A 16,204-nucleotide genomic window follows, 5' to 3' on the forward strand; every position below is an offset into this window, starting at 1 on the left:
TTTAAACATTTTATATTATATATTGATGCAGATCAATAAAAATATTATTTTTTTTAAAAAAAATATTTATATTTTTAATATTAATGAATATTAGTAATATTTTTTTTATTTAAAATAAATAATATAATATTTTTATTTTTTTTAATTTATAAATCATTTTAATGAATTTTCAATAATTTTTGAAATATATATGAATAATAGAATACGACTTTTAATTTTAAAGAAATTTGAAAAAGATTATCTAAATTTAAGTATTGGTTTAAAGTATAATACATATTTTGAATTATTTATTGCTATTATGTTATCTGCTAAATCATCTGATATTCAGGTTAATAGAGTTACTAAAAAATTATTTTTAAAGGTATCTAATTCTACTGATATACTTAAGTTGGGTTTAAATAAGCTTAAAAATATTATTCGTACTATTGGCTTATTTAATAAGAAAACTATATTTATTATGTAAGCTTGTAGAATTTTATCGAATGTATATAATAAAGTTATACCAATGAATATGAAGACATTATTATCTTTTCCTGGTATTGGTAGAAAAACTGCTAGTTTATTTTTAAATATTGCATTAAATAAAAATTTTATAGCAGTAGACACGCATGTATTTAGAGTATCTAATAGAACTGGATTTGCTTAAGGATCTGTAACAAAAATAGTAGAAAAAAAATTATTTTATTATGTTTCTATTCAATTTCAGTCTCGTGTTTATCATTGGTTTGTCTTTCATAGTCGTTATTTTTGTAAATAATTGCGTCCAGAATGTTCTAAATGTAATATTATTAATTTCTGTGAATATTCATGTAAAAACTATTAGTAAAATTTATTAAATATATAGCAGTTTTTAATTATTGTGTGTTGTAGTTTATTTCTATAAATTTATTACTTTAATAGGTTAATTCAATGGTGAGTGATATTAATATTCTAGATTTTTTAGATAAAAAAAATTTTTTTTCTCAAGTTTTCGATAGAGAAGATTTATACATGAGTTTAAAAAATAAACATATTTCTGTATATTGTGGGTTTGATCCTACCAGTAATAGTTTGCATGTTGGACATTTATTGCCTATTTTATGTTTAAAATATTTTCAGGACTTTGGTCATAGACCTATTATTTTGCTTGGAGGGGCTACTGGTATAGTAGGAGATCCTAGTTTTAAAATGTATGAAAGAAAAAAACATACACTAGATTTCCTGCGTTTCAACCAGTCGTGTTTAGAGAAACAATTATTAGTTTTTTTTAAAAATAATAATTCTAATAAAAATAGAGTTATTATTTTAAATAATTATTCTTGGTTAAAAGATCTTTCAATATTATCTTTTTTGAGAAAAGTAGGAATTTATTTTCCGGTTAATCAAATGATTCATAAAGAATCAGTAAAAAAGCGATTATTTGAAAAAAAAACTGGAATGTCTTTTTCAGAATTTACGTATAGCCTGTTACAGGCATATGATTTTTCAATTTTATATAAAAAATATGGTGTAAAGTTACAGATAGGTGGGTCAGACCAGTGGGGTAATATTTTATCTGGAATACGCTTGGTTCGAAAATTATATAACGAAAAAGTTTTTGGAGCAACTACTCATTTACTAACAAAACCTAATGGTGAAAAATTTGGAAAAACTGAGAATTGTACAATATGGTTAGATAAAAGTCGTACTAGTCCCTATACTTTTTACCAATTTTGGATAAATATAACAGATCAAGAAGTAAATAATTATATTTCTTTATTTACTCGTATGAATACAGATATGATGCATGTACAATTTAATGACATTGATGATATAAAAAATTGTATTAACAAAAAAATTTTTTTAGCAGATTTTTTAACTGAATTAGTTCATGGAAAGAAATCTCTTCTATCTGTTAAACGAATTGTATATATTTTATTTGGCGGTGGATCTATTAATAATATGAAGGAAGATGATTTTCTTCAATTGCTTCAAGATGGAATACCTTTTATTACTTGTAAATTTTATTTTGATTTATCTAACGTTTTAGTAAAATCCAGTTTGTCCAGTTCCTTAACTCAATCTCGTAATATGATTATATCCGGAGCCATTAAGATTAATGGAATAGTTCAAACAAAAAAAAATTATAATTTTATTTCATCAGATAAATTGTTTAATCAATATACTCTATTATGTAGAGGAAGGAAAAATTATGTTTTGGTAAAATGGGAAAACTAAATATTTGATAAAAATATTGCTATAATAATAATATCTTTTAAATTTTAAAACTTTCCCCGCAACCACAGGTTGAAGTGTGTTTTGGATTAATAAAAATAAAAGAAGATGTCAATCCTTTAGTTAAAAAATCTATTTTTATATTATTTAAAAGAGTAATCCATTTTTTAGAAAAAATGAAGGTAATATTTTCAGTGTAAAATATATAATCAGAGTTTTTTATTTTATTAGATAAAATTAATTGATATTTTATTCCGGCACATCCTGATTTTTTAATCTTTATTTTTATATGTTTATTTTTTTTTTGTTTTTTTATTAAAAATAAAATTTGCTTTTTTGCTTTTTCTGTTATTTTAATGGTTATTGGTACACTTTTTTTTTTGTTTTTTTTCTGATTGTTCATAATATTTTTCCAATAAATATTTAAAAATATTAGTATTTTTTATATTCAAATATTATATTGTTTTTTTATGAGTAAGTATATAATTATTTGAATACATTGTTATTAGAGATTATAATAATTTTTTATTTTTTATAGTATATAATAATTTTATTGAATCTGATTTTATTTATATCAAATATTATGAAGTTTGTAAGTTTTAAATTTTTCAACTTAATTGCTGTAATTCTCTTTTTTAAAAAAATTATGTAATAACTTGATTAAAATAATTAATATATAGAAAAATTTTGTTTTAAATAATAAATTATTTTATAATAAAGTTATTTTTATAAAAATAATTTTTAATTATATTCACTGTTTAATTTGATTAAATTTTAATTACGTGATTTTAATATGGTATGATATTTAATATCTCATAAATAAGTGAATATTTATCGATCATAAATGAAAAGGAAAACATATACCATAAAATATTATTTATGTTTTATGATCCTTACTAAAATATATATATATTTATTCCAACAGAATCACTGTTTTTTGAAGTACGAAAATGTTTGACAACTATAATATAGAGAGAAAGATGAATAATATTAATCAATTGAATAGTATGAAAGATAAGTTATTAATAACTCCTAAATTTTTATCAGAATGTTATCCAATCACTTCTGATGTATATAATCTAATTCAATTAACGCGAAATAATATACGAAATATTTTGTCTGGTCAAGATAAACGATTATTGGTAATTATCGGCCCTTGCTCTATTCATGATCCTGTAGCTGCATTAGAATATGCAAAGGAAATACAATTTTTACGTCAAAAGTATTCTTCATATCTAGAAGTTATTATGAGAACATATTTTGAAAAACCTCGAACAGTCTTAGGTTGGACAGGTTTAATTTCGGATCCTTTCTTAGATGGAAGTTTAAAAGTAAATTCAGGCTTAAAAATAGCAAGAAAGCTTTTATTAAAAATAAATCAAATAGGAGTTCCTACTGCAACGGAATTTTTAGATTCTACGGTAAGTCAGTTTATTTCTGATTTAATCAGCTGGGGGGCTATAGGAGCTAGAACAACTGAAAGTCAAGTACATCGAGAATTAGCTTCTTATTTATCGTGTCCTATAGGATTTAAAAATGGAACTGACGGGAATATCTTAATTGCTATTGATGCTATTCGTTCTGCTCAAGCGAATCATTTATTTTTAGCTCCTAATAAAGACGGAAGGATGAAAATTTATCATACTACAGGAAATAATTGTGCTCATATTATTATGCGTGGAGGAAAGTTACCAAATTATCATAAACAAGATATACATTCTGCTATTCAAGAGTTGAAAAAATTTCATTTACCAGAACATTTAATAGTTGATTTTAGTCATGCTAATTCCTTAAAGAATCATAAGCGACAATTAGATGTTTCTTATTCTATTTCTCGTCAAATTTATAATGGATCTACTTCTATATCAGGGGTTATGATTGAAAGCTTTTTAAAAGAAGGATCTCAAAATATAGATAATACTCCTAATTTAGTTTTTGGGAAATCTATTACTGATTCTTGTTTAGGATTAGAAGATAGTTGTATAATAATTAAACAATTAGTAGATGCTGTAAAAATTCGTTTTTAATTTTTTTAATACAAATATAGATGTTCTTGTTTTATTCATATATAAAATATATAATTTTTACGGCTAGTTTTGTTTATAAATAATTTTTATATTAGCATACATATATTGTTTTTAAAATAAATTTTATTAGGGATCAGATATGCATGTTATTATCACATGTGATGGATTAAAAAAAACATATACAAGGCCGGTTACTTTAAAGACAGTTTTTAAAGATATCTATCCTAATCATACAGCACGTTTTATTGCTGGGTTTGTTAATGACCAGTTGATTAGTTTAAACGAATTAGTTTTTAGGAATTCAAATATTGTAATGATTGATGATAGAAATTCAGTTTTTCTTCAAATGTTGAAACGGTCTTGTATGCAGTTACTACGTCGTGTATTAAGATCTATATGGCCAGATGTTAAATTTGCTGATGGACATATAACAAAATATGGTTTTTATTGTGATATAGATATGAATTATGTTTTAAAAAAAAATGATTTCAATCATATTTCAGAAAAAATGTTACAAAAAATATCTTCTGCATATGGTATAGTCAGTCAAACAGTTTGCAAAAAATTTTTTTTAGATATTTTAAAAAAAAATAATGATATTTATCAATTAGAAATAATTAAGAAACAAGCTGTTGGAAAAGATGAAATTAATATTTGTTACCATGAAGAATATTTTGAGTTCTGTTTCCACCCTCAGGTCTCTAATATTAAGTTTTGTAAATATTTTTTATTAAGAGATATTTCTGGAGCGTATTGGAAGAATAATAAGACTAATAAAATGCTTCAAAGAATACATGTAATTGTTAGGGCTTCTAAAGAAAAATTGTCTAAATTTATATTTAAAATCAATCAATTAGAACAACGTGATCATCGAAAAATTTCAAAATCATTAAATTTATATCATATTCAAAAAGAATCCCCTGGGATGGTATTTTGGCATCACGACGGGTATGTTATTTTTAGAGCTTTAGAAGATTTTGTTCGTAATAAATTAAATAAGCATAATTATATTGAAGTTAAGAGTCCTGTTATTATTGATAAATCTTTATGGGAAAACAGTGGTCACTGGAAGTATTATCAATCATCTATTTTTTCTACTAGCTCTGAAAATAGAGAATATTGCATTAAGCCAATGAATTGTCCGGCACATGTTCAAATTTTTAAATATGGTTTAAAATCTTATAAAGATTTACCGATACGTATGGCTGAGTTTGGAAGTTGTTATAGAAAAGAACCTTCTGGTTCTTTACATGGGTTAATGCGTGTTCGTGGATTTACGCAAGATGATGCTCATATCTTTTGTACTGAAGAACAAATAAAATCTGAATTAAATAGTTGTATTATTTTATTATTAGATTTATATAATACTTTTGGATTTAAAAAAATTAATATTTTTTGTTCAACGCGTCCTAGTAATAGAATTGGTCAAGATTATATTTGGGATCAAGCAGAACAGGATTTAGAATCTGTTTTAAAGGAAAATCAATTATCGTTTCAGTATCAATCGGGGGAAGGTGCGTTTTATGGACCAAAAATTGAAATTTCTTTAGAGGATAGTTTAAATAGAGTTTGGCAATGCGGGACTATTCAATTAGATTTTTATTTATCAAAACAATTAAATGCATTTTATATTAATAAAAATAATTCTAAAAAAAACCCAATTATTATTCATAGAGCTTTTTTAGGTTCCATAGAACGGTTTATAGGAATTTTAATTGAGGAATATAATGGTCAGCTACCATTATGGCTATGCCCTGTTCAAGTTTCTATAATTAGTGTTTCTAAAAAAAATGTCTTATCTGCAAAAAATATAGTACAAAAGCTATTATTTCATAAAATTCGAGTTATTTCAGATTTTACAAGTAATAGCATTAGTTTAAAAATTCGTTCATTTTTTGAAAGAAAAATACCATATATTTTAATATATGGTGATAATGAAATGAAAAATAATTATTTAACTATACGTAATCGATTTTGTAAAAAACAATATACACAAGATATTGATAGTTTTATTAGAAATATTGTTAGAAATATTCAAAATTATTGTATAGAAGATTTCTATATGGAGGACTAGAGTATTAAAGTTGGAAAAAAAAACAAATTATCTCACCCTCATCGCATTAATCATGAAATACGTTCTATTGAAGTTCGATTAATGGGTTTGGAAGGGGAACCGTTAGGAATAGTAAATCTGAATTATGCTTTAGAGAAGGCTAAAAATTGTAGATTTGATTTGGTGGAAATTAGTCCGAATTCTAAACCTCCAGTGTGTCGTATCATGAATTACGGTAAGTTCTTGTATGAAAAAAGCAAAGCACTTAAAAAACAAAAAAAGAAACAAAAAATTATTCAGATAAAAGAGATAAAATTTAGACCTAATACAGATGAAGGGGATTATCAAGTTAAATTAAGAAATTTAATTCGATTTTTAAGAGATGGAAATAAAGTAAAAATTACTGTCAGATTTCGTGGTCGAGAAATGGCTCATCAGCATATCGGAGTAAGTATGTTAAATAGATTAAAAAAAGATTTGTCTGATTTATCAAATATTGAGTCATTCCCTATGCGTATTGAAGGTCGTCAGATGGTAATGATTTTATCTCCTAGAAAATAAATTTGCTCTTATTTATTTTTTATTTTTAAAAAAATATTTTATTTTGGAATTTTTATGCCTAAAATTAAAACATTACGTAGTGCAGCAAAAAGATTTAAAAAAACTGCTTCTGGTTTATTTAAATATAAAAAGTCTAATTTACGTCACATTTTAACAAAAAAAAATACTAATTATAAACGTCCTTTGCGTAAAAAAGTTATTATTTCATCAGCTGATTATCGTTCAGTATCCCAGCTTCTTCCATATCTTTGATCAGCAAATAAATGTATTTATAGGTTATATTTAATAAGGGAGAATTGTAAATGGCTCGTGTAAAGCGAGGAGTAACAGCGCATGCTCGTCATAAAAAAATAATTAAATTAGCTAAAGGGTATTATGGAGCGCGTTCTCGTGTATATAGAGTAGCAAAGCAAGCAGTAATTAAAGCAGGACAATATTCTTATAGAGATAGACGTAATAAGAAAAGGAATTTTCGAAAATTGTGGATTATACGAATTAATGCTGCAGCTAAAATTTATAATTTATCTTATAGCCAATTTATGTATGGATTAAAGAAATCATTCATTAATATTAATCGAAAAATTTTAGCGGAAACTGCAATTTTTGATAAAAATGCATTTAGTAAATTAGTAGATTGTTCGAAACGTGTTTTATTTAATAATTGATTTGAATAACTTGTTAAGTTTTTTATTAGAGGGAGTAACCAATCTCCCCGATATGATTTTAAAATAATTGAAAAAATATATTTATTAATTATCTATAATTGAATCCTGGAACACCAGTGAAAATACTAAAAGAAATACAACAATCTTTAAAAAAAATTACTATATCTGCTATTAAAGAAATAAAAAATATAGATAATATTTCAGAATTGAATAACTTTAAATCTAAGTATTTAGGAAAAAATAGTTTGGTTTTTTTTTATTTTAAAAAATTAAATACGATATATTCTTTAGAAAGAATTAAATGTGGAAAAATATTAAATAGTTTTAAAAGAGACTTTCAAAAAATAATTACTAAAAAAAAACAAAAAATAAAAAATAATTTATTAAATAGTAAAAATAATGAATTTTTTTTAGATTCTTCGTTACCAGGAAGAAGAGTAGAACGAGGAAGTGTACACCCTATTAATTTAGTCATTAGTCAAATTCAAGATATCTTTCATTATTGGGGATTTTTGACATATTCTGGACCGGAGTTAGAAAATAAATATTATAATTTTGATTCTTTAAATATACCAAAAAATCATCCTTCTAGAAGTATAAATGATACTTTTTGGTTAGACCCGAATTTTGTTTTACGGACACAAACGTCTAGTGTGCAAATTAGGATTTTAGAAAAATATTCTTATCCTATTAAAGCTATTGTTCCTGGAAAAGTTTATCGACGTGATTATGATAATACACATACTCCAATGTTTCATCAAATTGAAGGTTTAATAGTAGATAAATCAATTTCCTTTTCTAATTTAAAGTGGATTTTAGAGAATTTTATTATTAAAATTTTACAAAAAAATGTAAAAGTGCGTTTTAGAAGTTCATATTTTCCTTTTACTTGTCCTTCAGCTGAAATGGATATTCAAAATAAATCTGGGGATTGGTTAGAAATTTTAGGATGCGGGATGGTTCATCCGAATGTTTTAAAGAATTTTGATATTGATTGTAACGTTTATTCTGCTTGTGCGTTTGGTGTTGGTGTAGAAAGGATAGCTATGTTAAAATATGGAATATCTGATATTCGTTGTTTTTTTGAAAACGATATACGATTTTTAAAACAATTTGTTTAATATAACGAGATACGGTAAATGAAGATTGGAGCAGAATGGTTACGTCAATGGATCGATCTACCTATTTCAAATATAAATTTATGTAAACAACTAACAATATTTGGTTGTGAAGTGAATTATATTCAAGAAAAAAAAAAATATTTTTCTAATACAGTAATTGGTCGAATCGTTTCAAAAAAAAAATATTTTCCTGATAAAAGATTAATTTTATATAGAGTACGTATTTCAAGAACAAAAAAAATTTATATTATAAATAAAAAAAAAAACTATTTATCAGCAGGAGTTCAAATACCTGTTATTTTACCTCAATCTTCTTTAATAAAGGATATGAAAATATTATCTTGTTATTTATATAAAAATAAGATAAGCGGTGTATTTTGTTCCTATCATTTGGCTGGAATAGAAAAAAATAATAAAGAAGTAATTATTATTTCTAAAAAATTGAAAGTAGGGTCTGATTTTAATCATTATTTATGTTCATATAATGATATTATGAAATTTTTTATACCTTTTAATCGAATAGATTTACGTTCTGTTTGGGGGATATCTCGAGAAATTGCTGTATTAAATCATTTACCTTTACCAAAATTAAAATATAAATCACGCTTTATTCCAAAAAAAGTATTAAGTGAACCAAGAATTAATATTAACATTGATATAAAGAATTCTAATATACAATATATTTTTTGTGAATTTTATTCATTAAAAGTACCATCTGTTTTTCCTTTTCGAATGCAAGAACGTTTAAGAGTATCGAATTTATTAAGTGATAATATTATTTTAAACATTATAAATTATATTTTTATAGAAACTGGACATTGGTTTCATGTTTTTGATTTAGATTACTTAAAACAAGAGATATATATAAAAGAATTACAAGAAAAACAGGTTATTCAAGATAAGAATAACAAAAGTATTTCCTTAGTAAAAGGAACAGTTATTTTATCAGATCTGAAAAATATTCTTTCTTTTGAAGATATGGAATATTCTCATTATTCTTCTGTTAACTCTATTACGAAGAATTTATTTTTAGGATCTATTTGTTTTGAAGCTGAATTTATTCAATCTAGAAATTTAATTATTGGTGTTGAAAGAAAAATAGAATATTTAAAATATAATGTATATCCAAGTACACAAAAAAATATTTTTCAATATATTCAAAATTTAATATTAGATATTTGTGGCGGGGAAACGACTACATTAAAAAAATATAAGATAGAAAAAGATTATTCTGAATCTAACCTTTTGTCTTTAAATATTAATAGAATAAATAGAGTATCAGGAATCAAATTTACCAAAAAAGATATTTTATCAATTTTAAAAATTTGTTATTTTAAATTTTTTAGTAAAAAAGACAATTTTTTTATTACTCCCCCATATTGGCGTACTGACATTCGAATTATAGAGGATTTATTTAGTGAGATTATTCGAATTTATGGTTTTGAGAAAATTCAATCCTCTCCTCCAAAAAATTGGAATTTAAGTTTTAAGCATACAAAAGAACGTATCTCTCTTTCGAGAATAAAGTTATTTCTTATAGATCGTGGATATTTTGAGATTATTTCATATAGTTTTATTGATCCTGTAGTACAAAAGTTTTTTATAACACAATCTAATTCTTTATCTATTATAAATCCAATTTCTAGTGATATGTCTGAAATGAGGTTATCATTATGGATTGGACTTCTAAATTGTGTTTCTTATCATCAAAAACGACAAAATGAGTCTATTAAACTATTTGAAACAGGTTTATGTTTTTTTTCTAAAAAAGAAAAGGGGAAGATTAAAAAAGTTTTTCAAAATGACTATTTAGCTTTAGCTATTAGTGGTTTTTATAGTCATCGTTCATGGTATTTAAAAAATAGAAAATTTGATTTTTATGATTTAAAAGGAGATGTTGAGTCTATTTTAAATATTTGTGGAAAAATGAATTGTGTAGAGTTTTCTCCTGAAAATTTTATTGGTTTATGCTCAGAACAAAGTGCTGGAATATATTTGAATGGCCAATTTATCGGTCGTATCGGGGTTCTCGATCCTTCTTTTTATAATGTTTTTAATTTACACGATTCAGTAATTTTATTTGAAATAATGTGGAAAAAAATTTGTGATAGCAGGTCCATTAAGATAAAATATATATCAGTACTACCGAGTAGTCAACGAGATATTTCTATAATTGTTTCCAGTAATATACTTAGTAAAGATATTATTGATGTTTGTCGTAATAATATTAGTATAAAAAATACTGATATATATATATATGATGTTTATACAGGTTCAAATATTCCTGTTGGGAAAAAAAGTATATCTATTTGTTTTACTTTCAATAGTTTTAAAAATACGTTAATAGAATCTGATATTAATTTAAACATTTCGCAATGTGTTACTGCTCTTAAGGATAAATTTGGAGCGATTTTAAGAGATTAAATTATATGGTATTAACTAAAGCAGAAATTTCAGATTACTTATTTAATAAGTTAGAACTCAGCAAACAAAAGATAAAAAATTTAGTAGAAATTTTTTTTGAAGAAGTTCGAAAATCTTTAGAAGCAGGTGAAGAGGTAAAGTTATCTGGTTTTGGAAATTTTTATGTTCGTAATAAAAAACAAAGACCAGGGCGAAATCCAAAAACTGGTGAAAATATCTTGGTTTCTGCTCGCAGAGTAGTAGTTTTTAAGCCTGGTCAAAAATTAAGAAATCGGGTAGAATCTTTAAAATATGTTAAAAAAAAAAAAATATTATATAATTATTAGTCATAATATTATTTTTATAGTAGAGATGTTATTTGCTGTATTTATAGTAAGAAAATAGATTTATCATTTTTTTAGTATTAATAAATCTTTTATGGTATTTATAAAATAATAGATTTTAATTTTATATAAAAATTTAATTTATGTCTTTATATTAATGTTGGTTTTTTTAAATTTTTTTATTTTTAAAATAGACTTATTATAGAAAGAATTTTTAAATATATACTTAAATATATTTAAAAATTTCTTTATATATAAATTTTAATATTTTAGTTTTTACCAATATATATTTTGATATAATTTTTTGATTAACATATCAATAGTACAAATAAGAAAAATCAGTTATATATAAAAATATTTTCTGTATTTTTTTTAGTAAAAAAATACGAAATGAACGTTTTTTTATATTTTTATCGTAAATAAAAGAGTTTTTAAAGAATTTCTCTATTGGGTAACATAATTCTTGTATGTCTTTTAATAAAATTAAGTAATCTATTTTATTTACTGGATGAATTTTTTTTTGAATTTTTTTAATTAATTTGATTAATATTTTTTCATATTTAGTTATTTCTTGAGTGTACTGTAAATTAAATGAATTAATTTTAATAATTTTAATTTTTTTATCTTTTTTAGAGAGAAGATTACTAATTCTTTTATATGTAGATAAAATATTTTCTATATTATTTTTTTTTTTAAATTTATTAATAGTTTTAATTCTTTTGTTTATATCAATAAGATTTACTAATTTTAGCGATAAAACAGAATCAATTACTTGTTTATCATAATTTTTTTTTAAATATAGTGATTTATATCTTGAGTAAATAAAATTTAAAATTAATGGTTTTAGTTCTGGGTTTTCTTGTGAATTTTTGTACAAATTCAGAGATTTTTCAATTAAATCTGGTAAATTTATATTGAATTTTTTTTTAGTTATTATTCGAATAATTCCAATTGCAGCTCTTCGTAGTGCAAACGGATCTTTATTTTTTTTAGGAATTTTACCTATAGTAAAAATTCCAGTAATTGTATCTATTTTATCAGCGATACTTAATGCACATGAAATATTTCTTTTAGGTAATTTAGATTCAGAAAAATTAGGGAAATAATGTTCTTTAATGGCTATGGCTACTATTTTTTTTTCTTGATGCATTAATGCATAGCGCATTCCTACTACTCCTTGTAGCGCTGTGCATTCTGTTATTATATTTGTTGTTAAATCACATTTTGATAATTGTGCAGCACGTTTTGTTAATAAAATATCAGCATGTATAATATTTGCAATGTATTCACTAATTTCTATTATTCTGAGTGTTTTATCATACATTGTTCCAATTCTTTTTTGAAAAGAAATTTTTTTTAGTAATATTAATCTTTTAGAAAATGATATTTTTTGATCTTTTTTTAAGAAAAAATTTATATTATCTAGTTTAGAACATAATACTTGCTCATTTTCTTGAATAATTTTTTTTGAGTTAGTTGTTTCAATATTACTGATAAAAATAAAATTATTTGTTATTTTTTTTGTATTTTTTTCATATAATGGAAAATATTTTTGATTGTCTTCTATAATATAAGTAATTATTTCTTCTGGTATATTTAAGTATTTTTTTTTAAATTTCCCTAAATAAGCTTTTGGCCATTCTATTGATGCTGTTATTTCATGTAATAGTTTTTCATTAATATTTACAGATGTAATAGAAGATTTTTCTAAATTTTTTATTTGATTTAATATATTTTCTTTTCTTTCAAAATAATCAATCATAATGTATTTTTTTTTAAATAACTCTACGCTATATTCATTAGCATGATTAAAAAAAATTTTTTTAGGAGAAAGTAAAAAATGACCATAAGAAATATTTTTTGAAGAAATATTAACTAGATTTAACGAAATTAGTTTTTCGTTTAATAAAACCATAATATTTCGTATAGGGCGTGAAAATCGAATTGTATTAACCCCCCACGACATAGATTTTTTTAATGGTATATGTATAATTGCATTAGGTATGATTTTTTTTAAAACTTTTTTTAGAGAAACATTTTCTTTTTTTTTTAAATAAAGTAAATATTTTTTTTTTTTTATTGTAATTTTTTTTACTTTTTCTTTTTGAATGTTATTGGATTTTATCCAATTCAAAGCTAATGGTGTAAAGGTTTTTTTTTTATTAAATGATTTTTCTACTAATGGTCCTATTTTTTTAATATAACGTATTTTTGGTATATATGATAAAGAAAAAATTTTTAATGCTATTTTTTTAGTAGTATAAAATAAAGAAATAGATTGATAATTTATTTGATTTTTTTTTAAGTCTTTTTTAATAAAAGAATAAAAAAATTTAGCTATATTGCTTAATTCCTTACTTGGTAAATCTTCTGTTTGTATTTCAATTAGTAAGATTTTTGGATTCATTTTTTACTCATTATTGGTTTTTTGGATGTATTGTATAGCAATTTTTTTTATTTTTTTTCGTATTGTTAATATATAATCAGTTCGATCAGTAGTAGATAATTTTTTTCTACAATCTAATAAATTAAAGTAATGAATGGAATGTAACATATGTTCGTATGCAGGTATTGGTAGCGGGACATGTAAGCTGGTTAGTCGATCTGATTCTTTCATATGTAATTTAAATAATTTTAATAGGATTAAAGTTTTAGAGAATTTAAAATTATAAGACGAATTTTCCTTTTCATAATTTAAAAATATATCGGAATATGTTATATTTTTATCTAGATATTTATCCCAAATTATATTGTATATATTTTTAGAATCTTGAATATGCATGGCTATTCTCTCTAACCCGTATGTTACTTCAATAGTAGATTCATTACAATGAATACCTCCCATTTTTTGAAAATATGTAATTTGTGTTATTTCCATTCCATTTAACCATATTTCCCATCCTAAACCTGATGCTCCTAGGGTAGGGTTTTTCCAATTATCTTCTATAAATCTAATATCATTATTTTTTATGTCAATACCTATTTTTTTTAAAGAAGATAAATATATTTTTTGAATATTTTTAGGAGCTGGTTTAATAATAACTTGGAATTGATAATAATGTTGTAGTCGATTAGGATGTTCTGTATATCTTCCGTCTGATGGGCGTCTAGATGGTTGAACATAAGCAATAGATACTGGTTTTTTTCTAAGAACATTAAAGAATGTATGATAGTGAAATGTTCCAGCACCTACAGAAATATCTAGTGGTTGCAAGATTATGCATTTTTGTTTATTCCAGAAATTTTTTAAATTTTGTATGATATTATAAAATGTTGGTGTAATTTGTGACATAGCAGCAACTCTTTGTTTGTTATTAGAATTTTTATTATTTAGAATTTTTTTAAAAAAATATTTCAGAATTTTTATTAAACTTAATTAGGTTATTATTTTGAATAATTAATGTTCAGTTGTTATAAAATAATTATGAGAATAATTTTTTGATAATTATAATCAAAGTAGTATTTGTATACCATACTTATTTTTATTATTATCAATATGTTTTGAATTGAGAGTTTTTTTATGATACATAAATATATAGGGGCTCATGTTAGTTCAGCTGGCGGGTTAGAAAATTCTATTCTACGTGCACATGAATTAGAAGCAACGGCTTTTTCTTTATTTTTAAGTAATCAATTGCAATGGCGTATTCCAATTTTAAAAGAAAAAACAATAAATAATTTTGTTCGATTGTGTAAAAAATATAATTATCATTCTAAAAGTATTTTACCACATAGCAGTTATTTAGTTAATTTAGGGCATCCTGACAAAAACATGAGAGAAAAATCGTGTTATTATTTTATTCAAGAAATTAAATGTTGTTATCAATTAGGTTTAATGATGATTAATATTCATCCTGGAAGTTATTTATATAAGATTACAGAAAAGAAATGCTTGGAAAACATTATAGATTCTATTAATTTTATTTTAAGTAAAACAGAGCATATAATTATTGTATTAGAAAATACAGCAGGTCAAGGAAGTAATGTTGGTTATTGTTTCGAACATTTAGCTTTTATTATTCGACATATTAAAAATAAATTAAGAATTGGAGTTTGTTTAGATATTTGTCATTTATTTGCTTCTGGTTATCAGTTGAATGATATAAATAGTTTTATATTCACATTTAAAAAATTTCATAATTTGATAGGACTAAAATATTTATACGGAATTCATATGAATGATTCTAAAAGAAATTTTAATAGTCGATTAGATCGTCATCATAATTTAGGTTATGGGAAAATAAAAAAATATGTTTTTTCTAATATTGTTCAGACAAAAGAATTTCAAGATATACCTTTAATTTTAGAAACAAAAGATAAGTCTTTGTGGAAAAGTGAAATACGTTGGTTAAAACAAGAATCGTTATTATATACAGCTAGTTTCTTAAACATATAAATTTTATCGGTTTTCTTTTTAGCAATTAAGATAATTAATATTTTTAAATGTATATTTAAAAGTTAAAAATATTTTTTTATTTTTTGAAATGTATTTTTTTTTACTTTAATAGGATTAGAAGATATGATAATATTAAATGCAATTCTTAGAATTAAGCGAGGAACTAATAATAGTCGATATGTTAGAAAAGTTCAGCGAAAAGTTCCTGGAATCATATATGGTAAAAAATTTTTAAAAAATGAGTTATTGATTTTATTAGATCATGATAAAATATTTAACTTACAAGAAAAAGATATACTTTTTTCTAAAAAAATGTCTATTTTTTTAGAAAATAAAAAATTTTTAGTTATAGTTAAAGATATTCAATATCATGCGTTTAAACCTATTTTGTTACATATAGATTTCTTATGTATTGGATAATTATGTTATAATAAAGGGAAT

The 16,204-nt window shown here is 23.1% G+C and carries 16 protein-coding genes; 13 read left to right on the forward strand and 3 right to left on the reverse strand.

Annotation, left to right across the window (positions count from 1 at the left end; translation table 11 throughout):
• Positions 1 to 190 precede the first annotated feature (190 nt).
• The 3 genes from EAO23_RS00405 (at position 191) to tyrS (ending at position 2,196) form a co-directional block, all read left to right on the forward strand.
• Entirely contained in the window at positions 191 to 463 is a 273-nt protein-coding gene (locus EAO23_RS00405) for an endonuclease III domain-containing protein (RefSeq protein WP_158348972.1), read from the forward strand.
• A gap of 48 nt (positions 464 to 511) precedes the next feature.
• On the forward strand, positions 512 to 646 hold the full coding sequence (locus EAO23_RS02085) for an endonuclease III domain-containing protein (RefSeq protein ID WP_269460654.1): 135 nt from the start codon (positions 512 to 514) through the stop codon (positions 644 to 646).
• Between the two features lie 263 nt (positions 647 to 909).
• Entirely contained in the window at positions 910 to 2,196 is a 1,287-nt protein-coding gene (gene tyrS, locus EAO23_RS00410) for a tyrosine--tRNA ligase (protein ID WP_158348973.1), read from the forward strand.
• A 37-nt stretch (positions 2,197 to 2,233) separates the two neighbouring features.
• On the opposite strand, the gene EAO23_RS00415 is transcribed toward tyrS, so the two are convergent.
• A complete protein-coding gene (locus EAO23_RS00415) occupies positions 2,234 to 2,596 on the reverse strand; it encodes a HesB/IscA family protein (protein WP_158348974.1) in 363 nt (120 codons plus the stop codon).
• Between the two features lie 577 nt (positions 2,597 to 3,173).
• Here EAO23_RS00415 and EAO23_RS00420 point away from each other — a divergent pair.
• The 8 genes from EAO23_RS00420 to EAO23_RS00455 all read left to right on the forward strand — a co-directional run bounded on the left by EAO23_RS00420 (position 3,174) and on the right by EAO23_RS00455 (position 11,370).
• Positions 3,174 to 4,220: a 3-deoxy-7-phosphoheptulonate synthase gene (locus EAO23_RS00420; RefSeq protein ID WP_158349262.1), complete on the forward strand. Its 1,047-nt coding sequence runs from the start codon at positions 3,174 to 3,176 to the stop codon at positions 4,218 to 4,220.
• 139 nt (positions 4,221 to 4,359) lie between these two features.
• Positions 4,360 to 6,294, forward strand: coding sequence for a threonine--tRNA ligase (gene thrS, locus EAO23_RS00425; protein ID WP_158348975.1), 1,935 nt, complete (start codon positions 4,360 to 4,362; stop codon positions 6,292 to 6,294).
• 3 nt (positions 6,295 to 6,297) lie between these two features.
• The gene (gene infC, locus EAO23_RS00430) at positions 6,298 to 6,834 is read left to right on the forward strand and encodes a translation initiation factor IF-3 (RefSeq protein ID WP_158348976.1); all 537 of its coding nucleotides are present in this window, start codon (positions 6,298 to 6,300) and stop codon (positions 6,832 to 6,834) included.
• Positions 6,835 to 6,888: 54 nt separating this feature from the next.
• Positions 6,889 to 7,086, forward strand: a complete 198-nt coding sequence (gene rpmI / locus EAO23_RS00435) for a 50S ribosomal protein L35 (protein WP_158348977.1) — start codon at positions 6,889 to 6,891, stop codon at positions 7,084 to 7,086.
• 50 nt (positions 7,087 to 7,136) lie between these two features.
• Positions 7,137 to 7,499, forward strand: a complete 363-nt coding sequence (gene rplT / locus EAO23_RS00440) for a 50S ribosomal protein L20 (protein ID WP_158348978.1) — start codon at positions 7,137 to 7,139, stop codon at positions 7,497 to 7,499.
• Positions 7,500 to 7,597: 98 nt separating this feature from the next.
• Positions 7,598 to 8,620, forward strand: a complete 1,023-nt coding sequence (gene pheS / locus EAO23_RS00445; RefSeq protein WP_420021823.1) for a phenylalanine--tRNA ligase subunit alpha — start codon at positions 7,598 to 7,600, stop codon at positions 8,618 to 8,620.
• 18 nt (positions 8,621 to 8,638) lie between these two features.
• A complete protein-coding gene (gene pheT, locus EAO23_RS00450; protein ID WP_158348979.1) occupies positions 8,639 to 11,044 on the forward strand; it encodes a phenylalanine--tRNA ligase subunit beta in 2,406 nt (801 codons plus the stop codon).
• A gap of 5 nt (positions 11,045 to 11,049) precedes the next feature.
• On the forward strand, positions 11,050 to 11,370 hold the full coding sequence (locus EAO23_RS00455; RefSeq protein WP_158348980.1) for an integration host factor subunit alpha: 321 nt from the start codon (positions 11,050 to 11,052) through the stop codon (positions 11,368 to 11,370).
• Positions 11,371 to 11,683: 313 nt separating this feature from the next.
• Here the strand turns inward: EAO23_RS00455 and glyS are convergent, their stop codons facing one another.
• Positions 11,684 to 13,774, reverse strand: coding sequence for a glycine--tRNA ligase subunit beta (gene glyS / locus EAO23_RS00460; RefSeq protein ID WP_158348981.1), 2,091 nt, complete (start codon positions 13,772 to 13,774; stop codon positions 11,684 to 11,686).
• Between the two features lie 3 nt (positions 13,775 to 13,777).
• On the reverse strand, positions 13,778 to 14,659 hold the full coding sequence (locus EAO23_RS00465; RefSeq protein ID WP_158348982.1) for a glycine--tRNA ligase subunit alpha: 882 nt from the start codon (positions 14,657 to 14,659) through the stop codon (positions 13,778 to 13,780).
• Positions 14,660 to 14,887: 228 nt separating this feature from the next.
• On the opposite strand from EAO23_RS00465, the gene nfo reads away from it, so the two are divergent.
• A complete protein-coding gene (gene nfo, locus EAO23_RS00470) occupies positions 14,888 to 15,763 on the forward strand; it encodes a deoxyribonuclease IV (RefSeq protein WP_158348983.1) in 876 nt (291 codons plus the stop codon).
• Positions 15,764 to 15,886: 123 nt separating this feature from the next.
• Positions 15,887 to 16,183, forward strand: coding sequence for a 50S ribosomal protein L25 (gene rplY / locus EAO23_RS00475; protein ID WP_158348984.1), 297 nt, complete (start codon positions 15,887 to 15,889; stop codon positions 16,181 to 16,183).
• The last annotated feature ends 21 nt before the right edge of the window (positions 16,184 to 16,204 follow it).

Origin of the sequence: Buchnera aphidicola (Cinara strobi) (assembly GCF_900560745.1) — a bacterium.
Taxonomy (GTDB): domain Bacteria; phylum Pseudomonadota; class Gammaproteobacteria; order Enterobacterales; family Enterobacteriaceae; genus Buchnera_F; species Buchnera_F aphidicola_AJ.

Excerpts from the sequence above, each read along its gene's own strand:
- EAO23_RS00405 (WP_158348972.1), top strand. The coding sequence starts at position 191 with ATGAATAATAGAATACGACTTTTAATTTTAAAGAAATTTGAAAAAGAT.
- EAO23_RS02085 (WP_269460654.1), top strand. The coding sequence starts at position 512 with ATGAAGACATTATTATCTTTTCCTGGTATTGGTAGAAAAACTGCTAGT.
- tyrS (WP_158348973.1), top strand. The coding sequence starts at position 910 with ATGGTGAGTGATATTAATATTCTAGATTTTTTAGATAAAAAAAATTTT.
- EAO23_RS00415 (WP_158348974.1), bottom strand. The coding sequence starts at position 2,596 with ATGAACAATCAGAAAAAAAACAAAAAAAAAAGTGTACCAATAACCATT.
- EAO23_RS00420 (WP_158349262.1), top strand. The coding sequence starts at position 3,174 with ATGAATAATATTAATCAATTGAATAGTATGAAAGATAAGTTATTAATA.
- thrS (WP_158348975.1), top strand. The coding sequence starts at position 4,360 with ATGCATGTTATTATCACATGTGATGGATTAAAAAAAACATATACAAGG.
- rpmI (WP_158348977.1), top strand. The coding sequence starts at position 6,889 with ATGCCTAAAATTAAAACATTACGTAGTGCAGCAAAAAGATTTAAAAAA.
- rplT (WP_158348978.1), top strand. The coding sequence starts at position 7,137 with ATGGCTCGTGTAAAGCGAGGAGTAACAGCGCATGCTCGTCATAAAAAA.
- pheT (WP_158348979.1), top strand. The coding sequence starts at position 8,639 with ATGAAGATTGGAGCAGAATGGTTACGTCAATGGATCGATCTACCTATT.
- EAO23_RS00455 (WP_158348980.1), top strand. The coding sequence starts at position 11,050 with ATGGTATTAACTAAAGCAGAAATTTCAGATTACTTATTTAATAAGTTA.
- glyS (WP_158348981.1), bottom strand. The coding sequence starts at position 13,774 with ATGAATCCAAAAATCTTACTAATTGAAATACAAACAGAAGATTTACCA.
- EAO23_RS00465 (WP_158348982.1), bottom strand. The coding sequence starts at position 14,659 with ATGTCACAAATTACACCAACATTTTATAATATCATACAAAATTTAAAA.
- nfo (WP_158348983.1), top strand. The coding sequence starts at position 14,888 with ATGATACATAAATATATAGGGGCTCATGTTAGTTCAGCTGGCGGGTTA.
- rplY (WP_158348984.1), top strand. The coding sequence starts at position 15,887 with ATGATAATATTAAATGCAATTCTTAGAATTAAGCGAGGAACTAATAAT.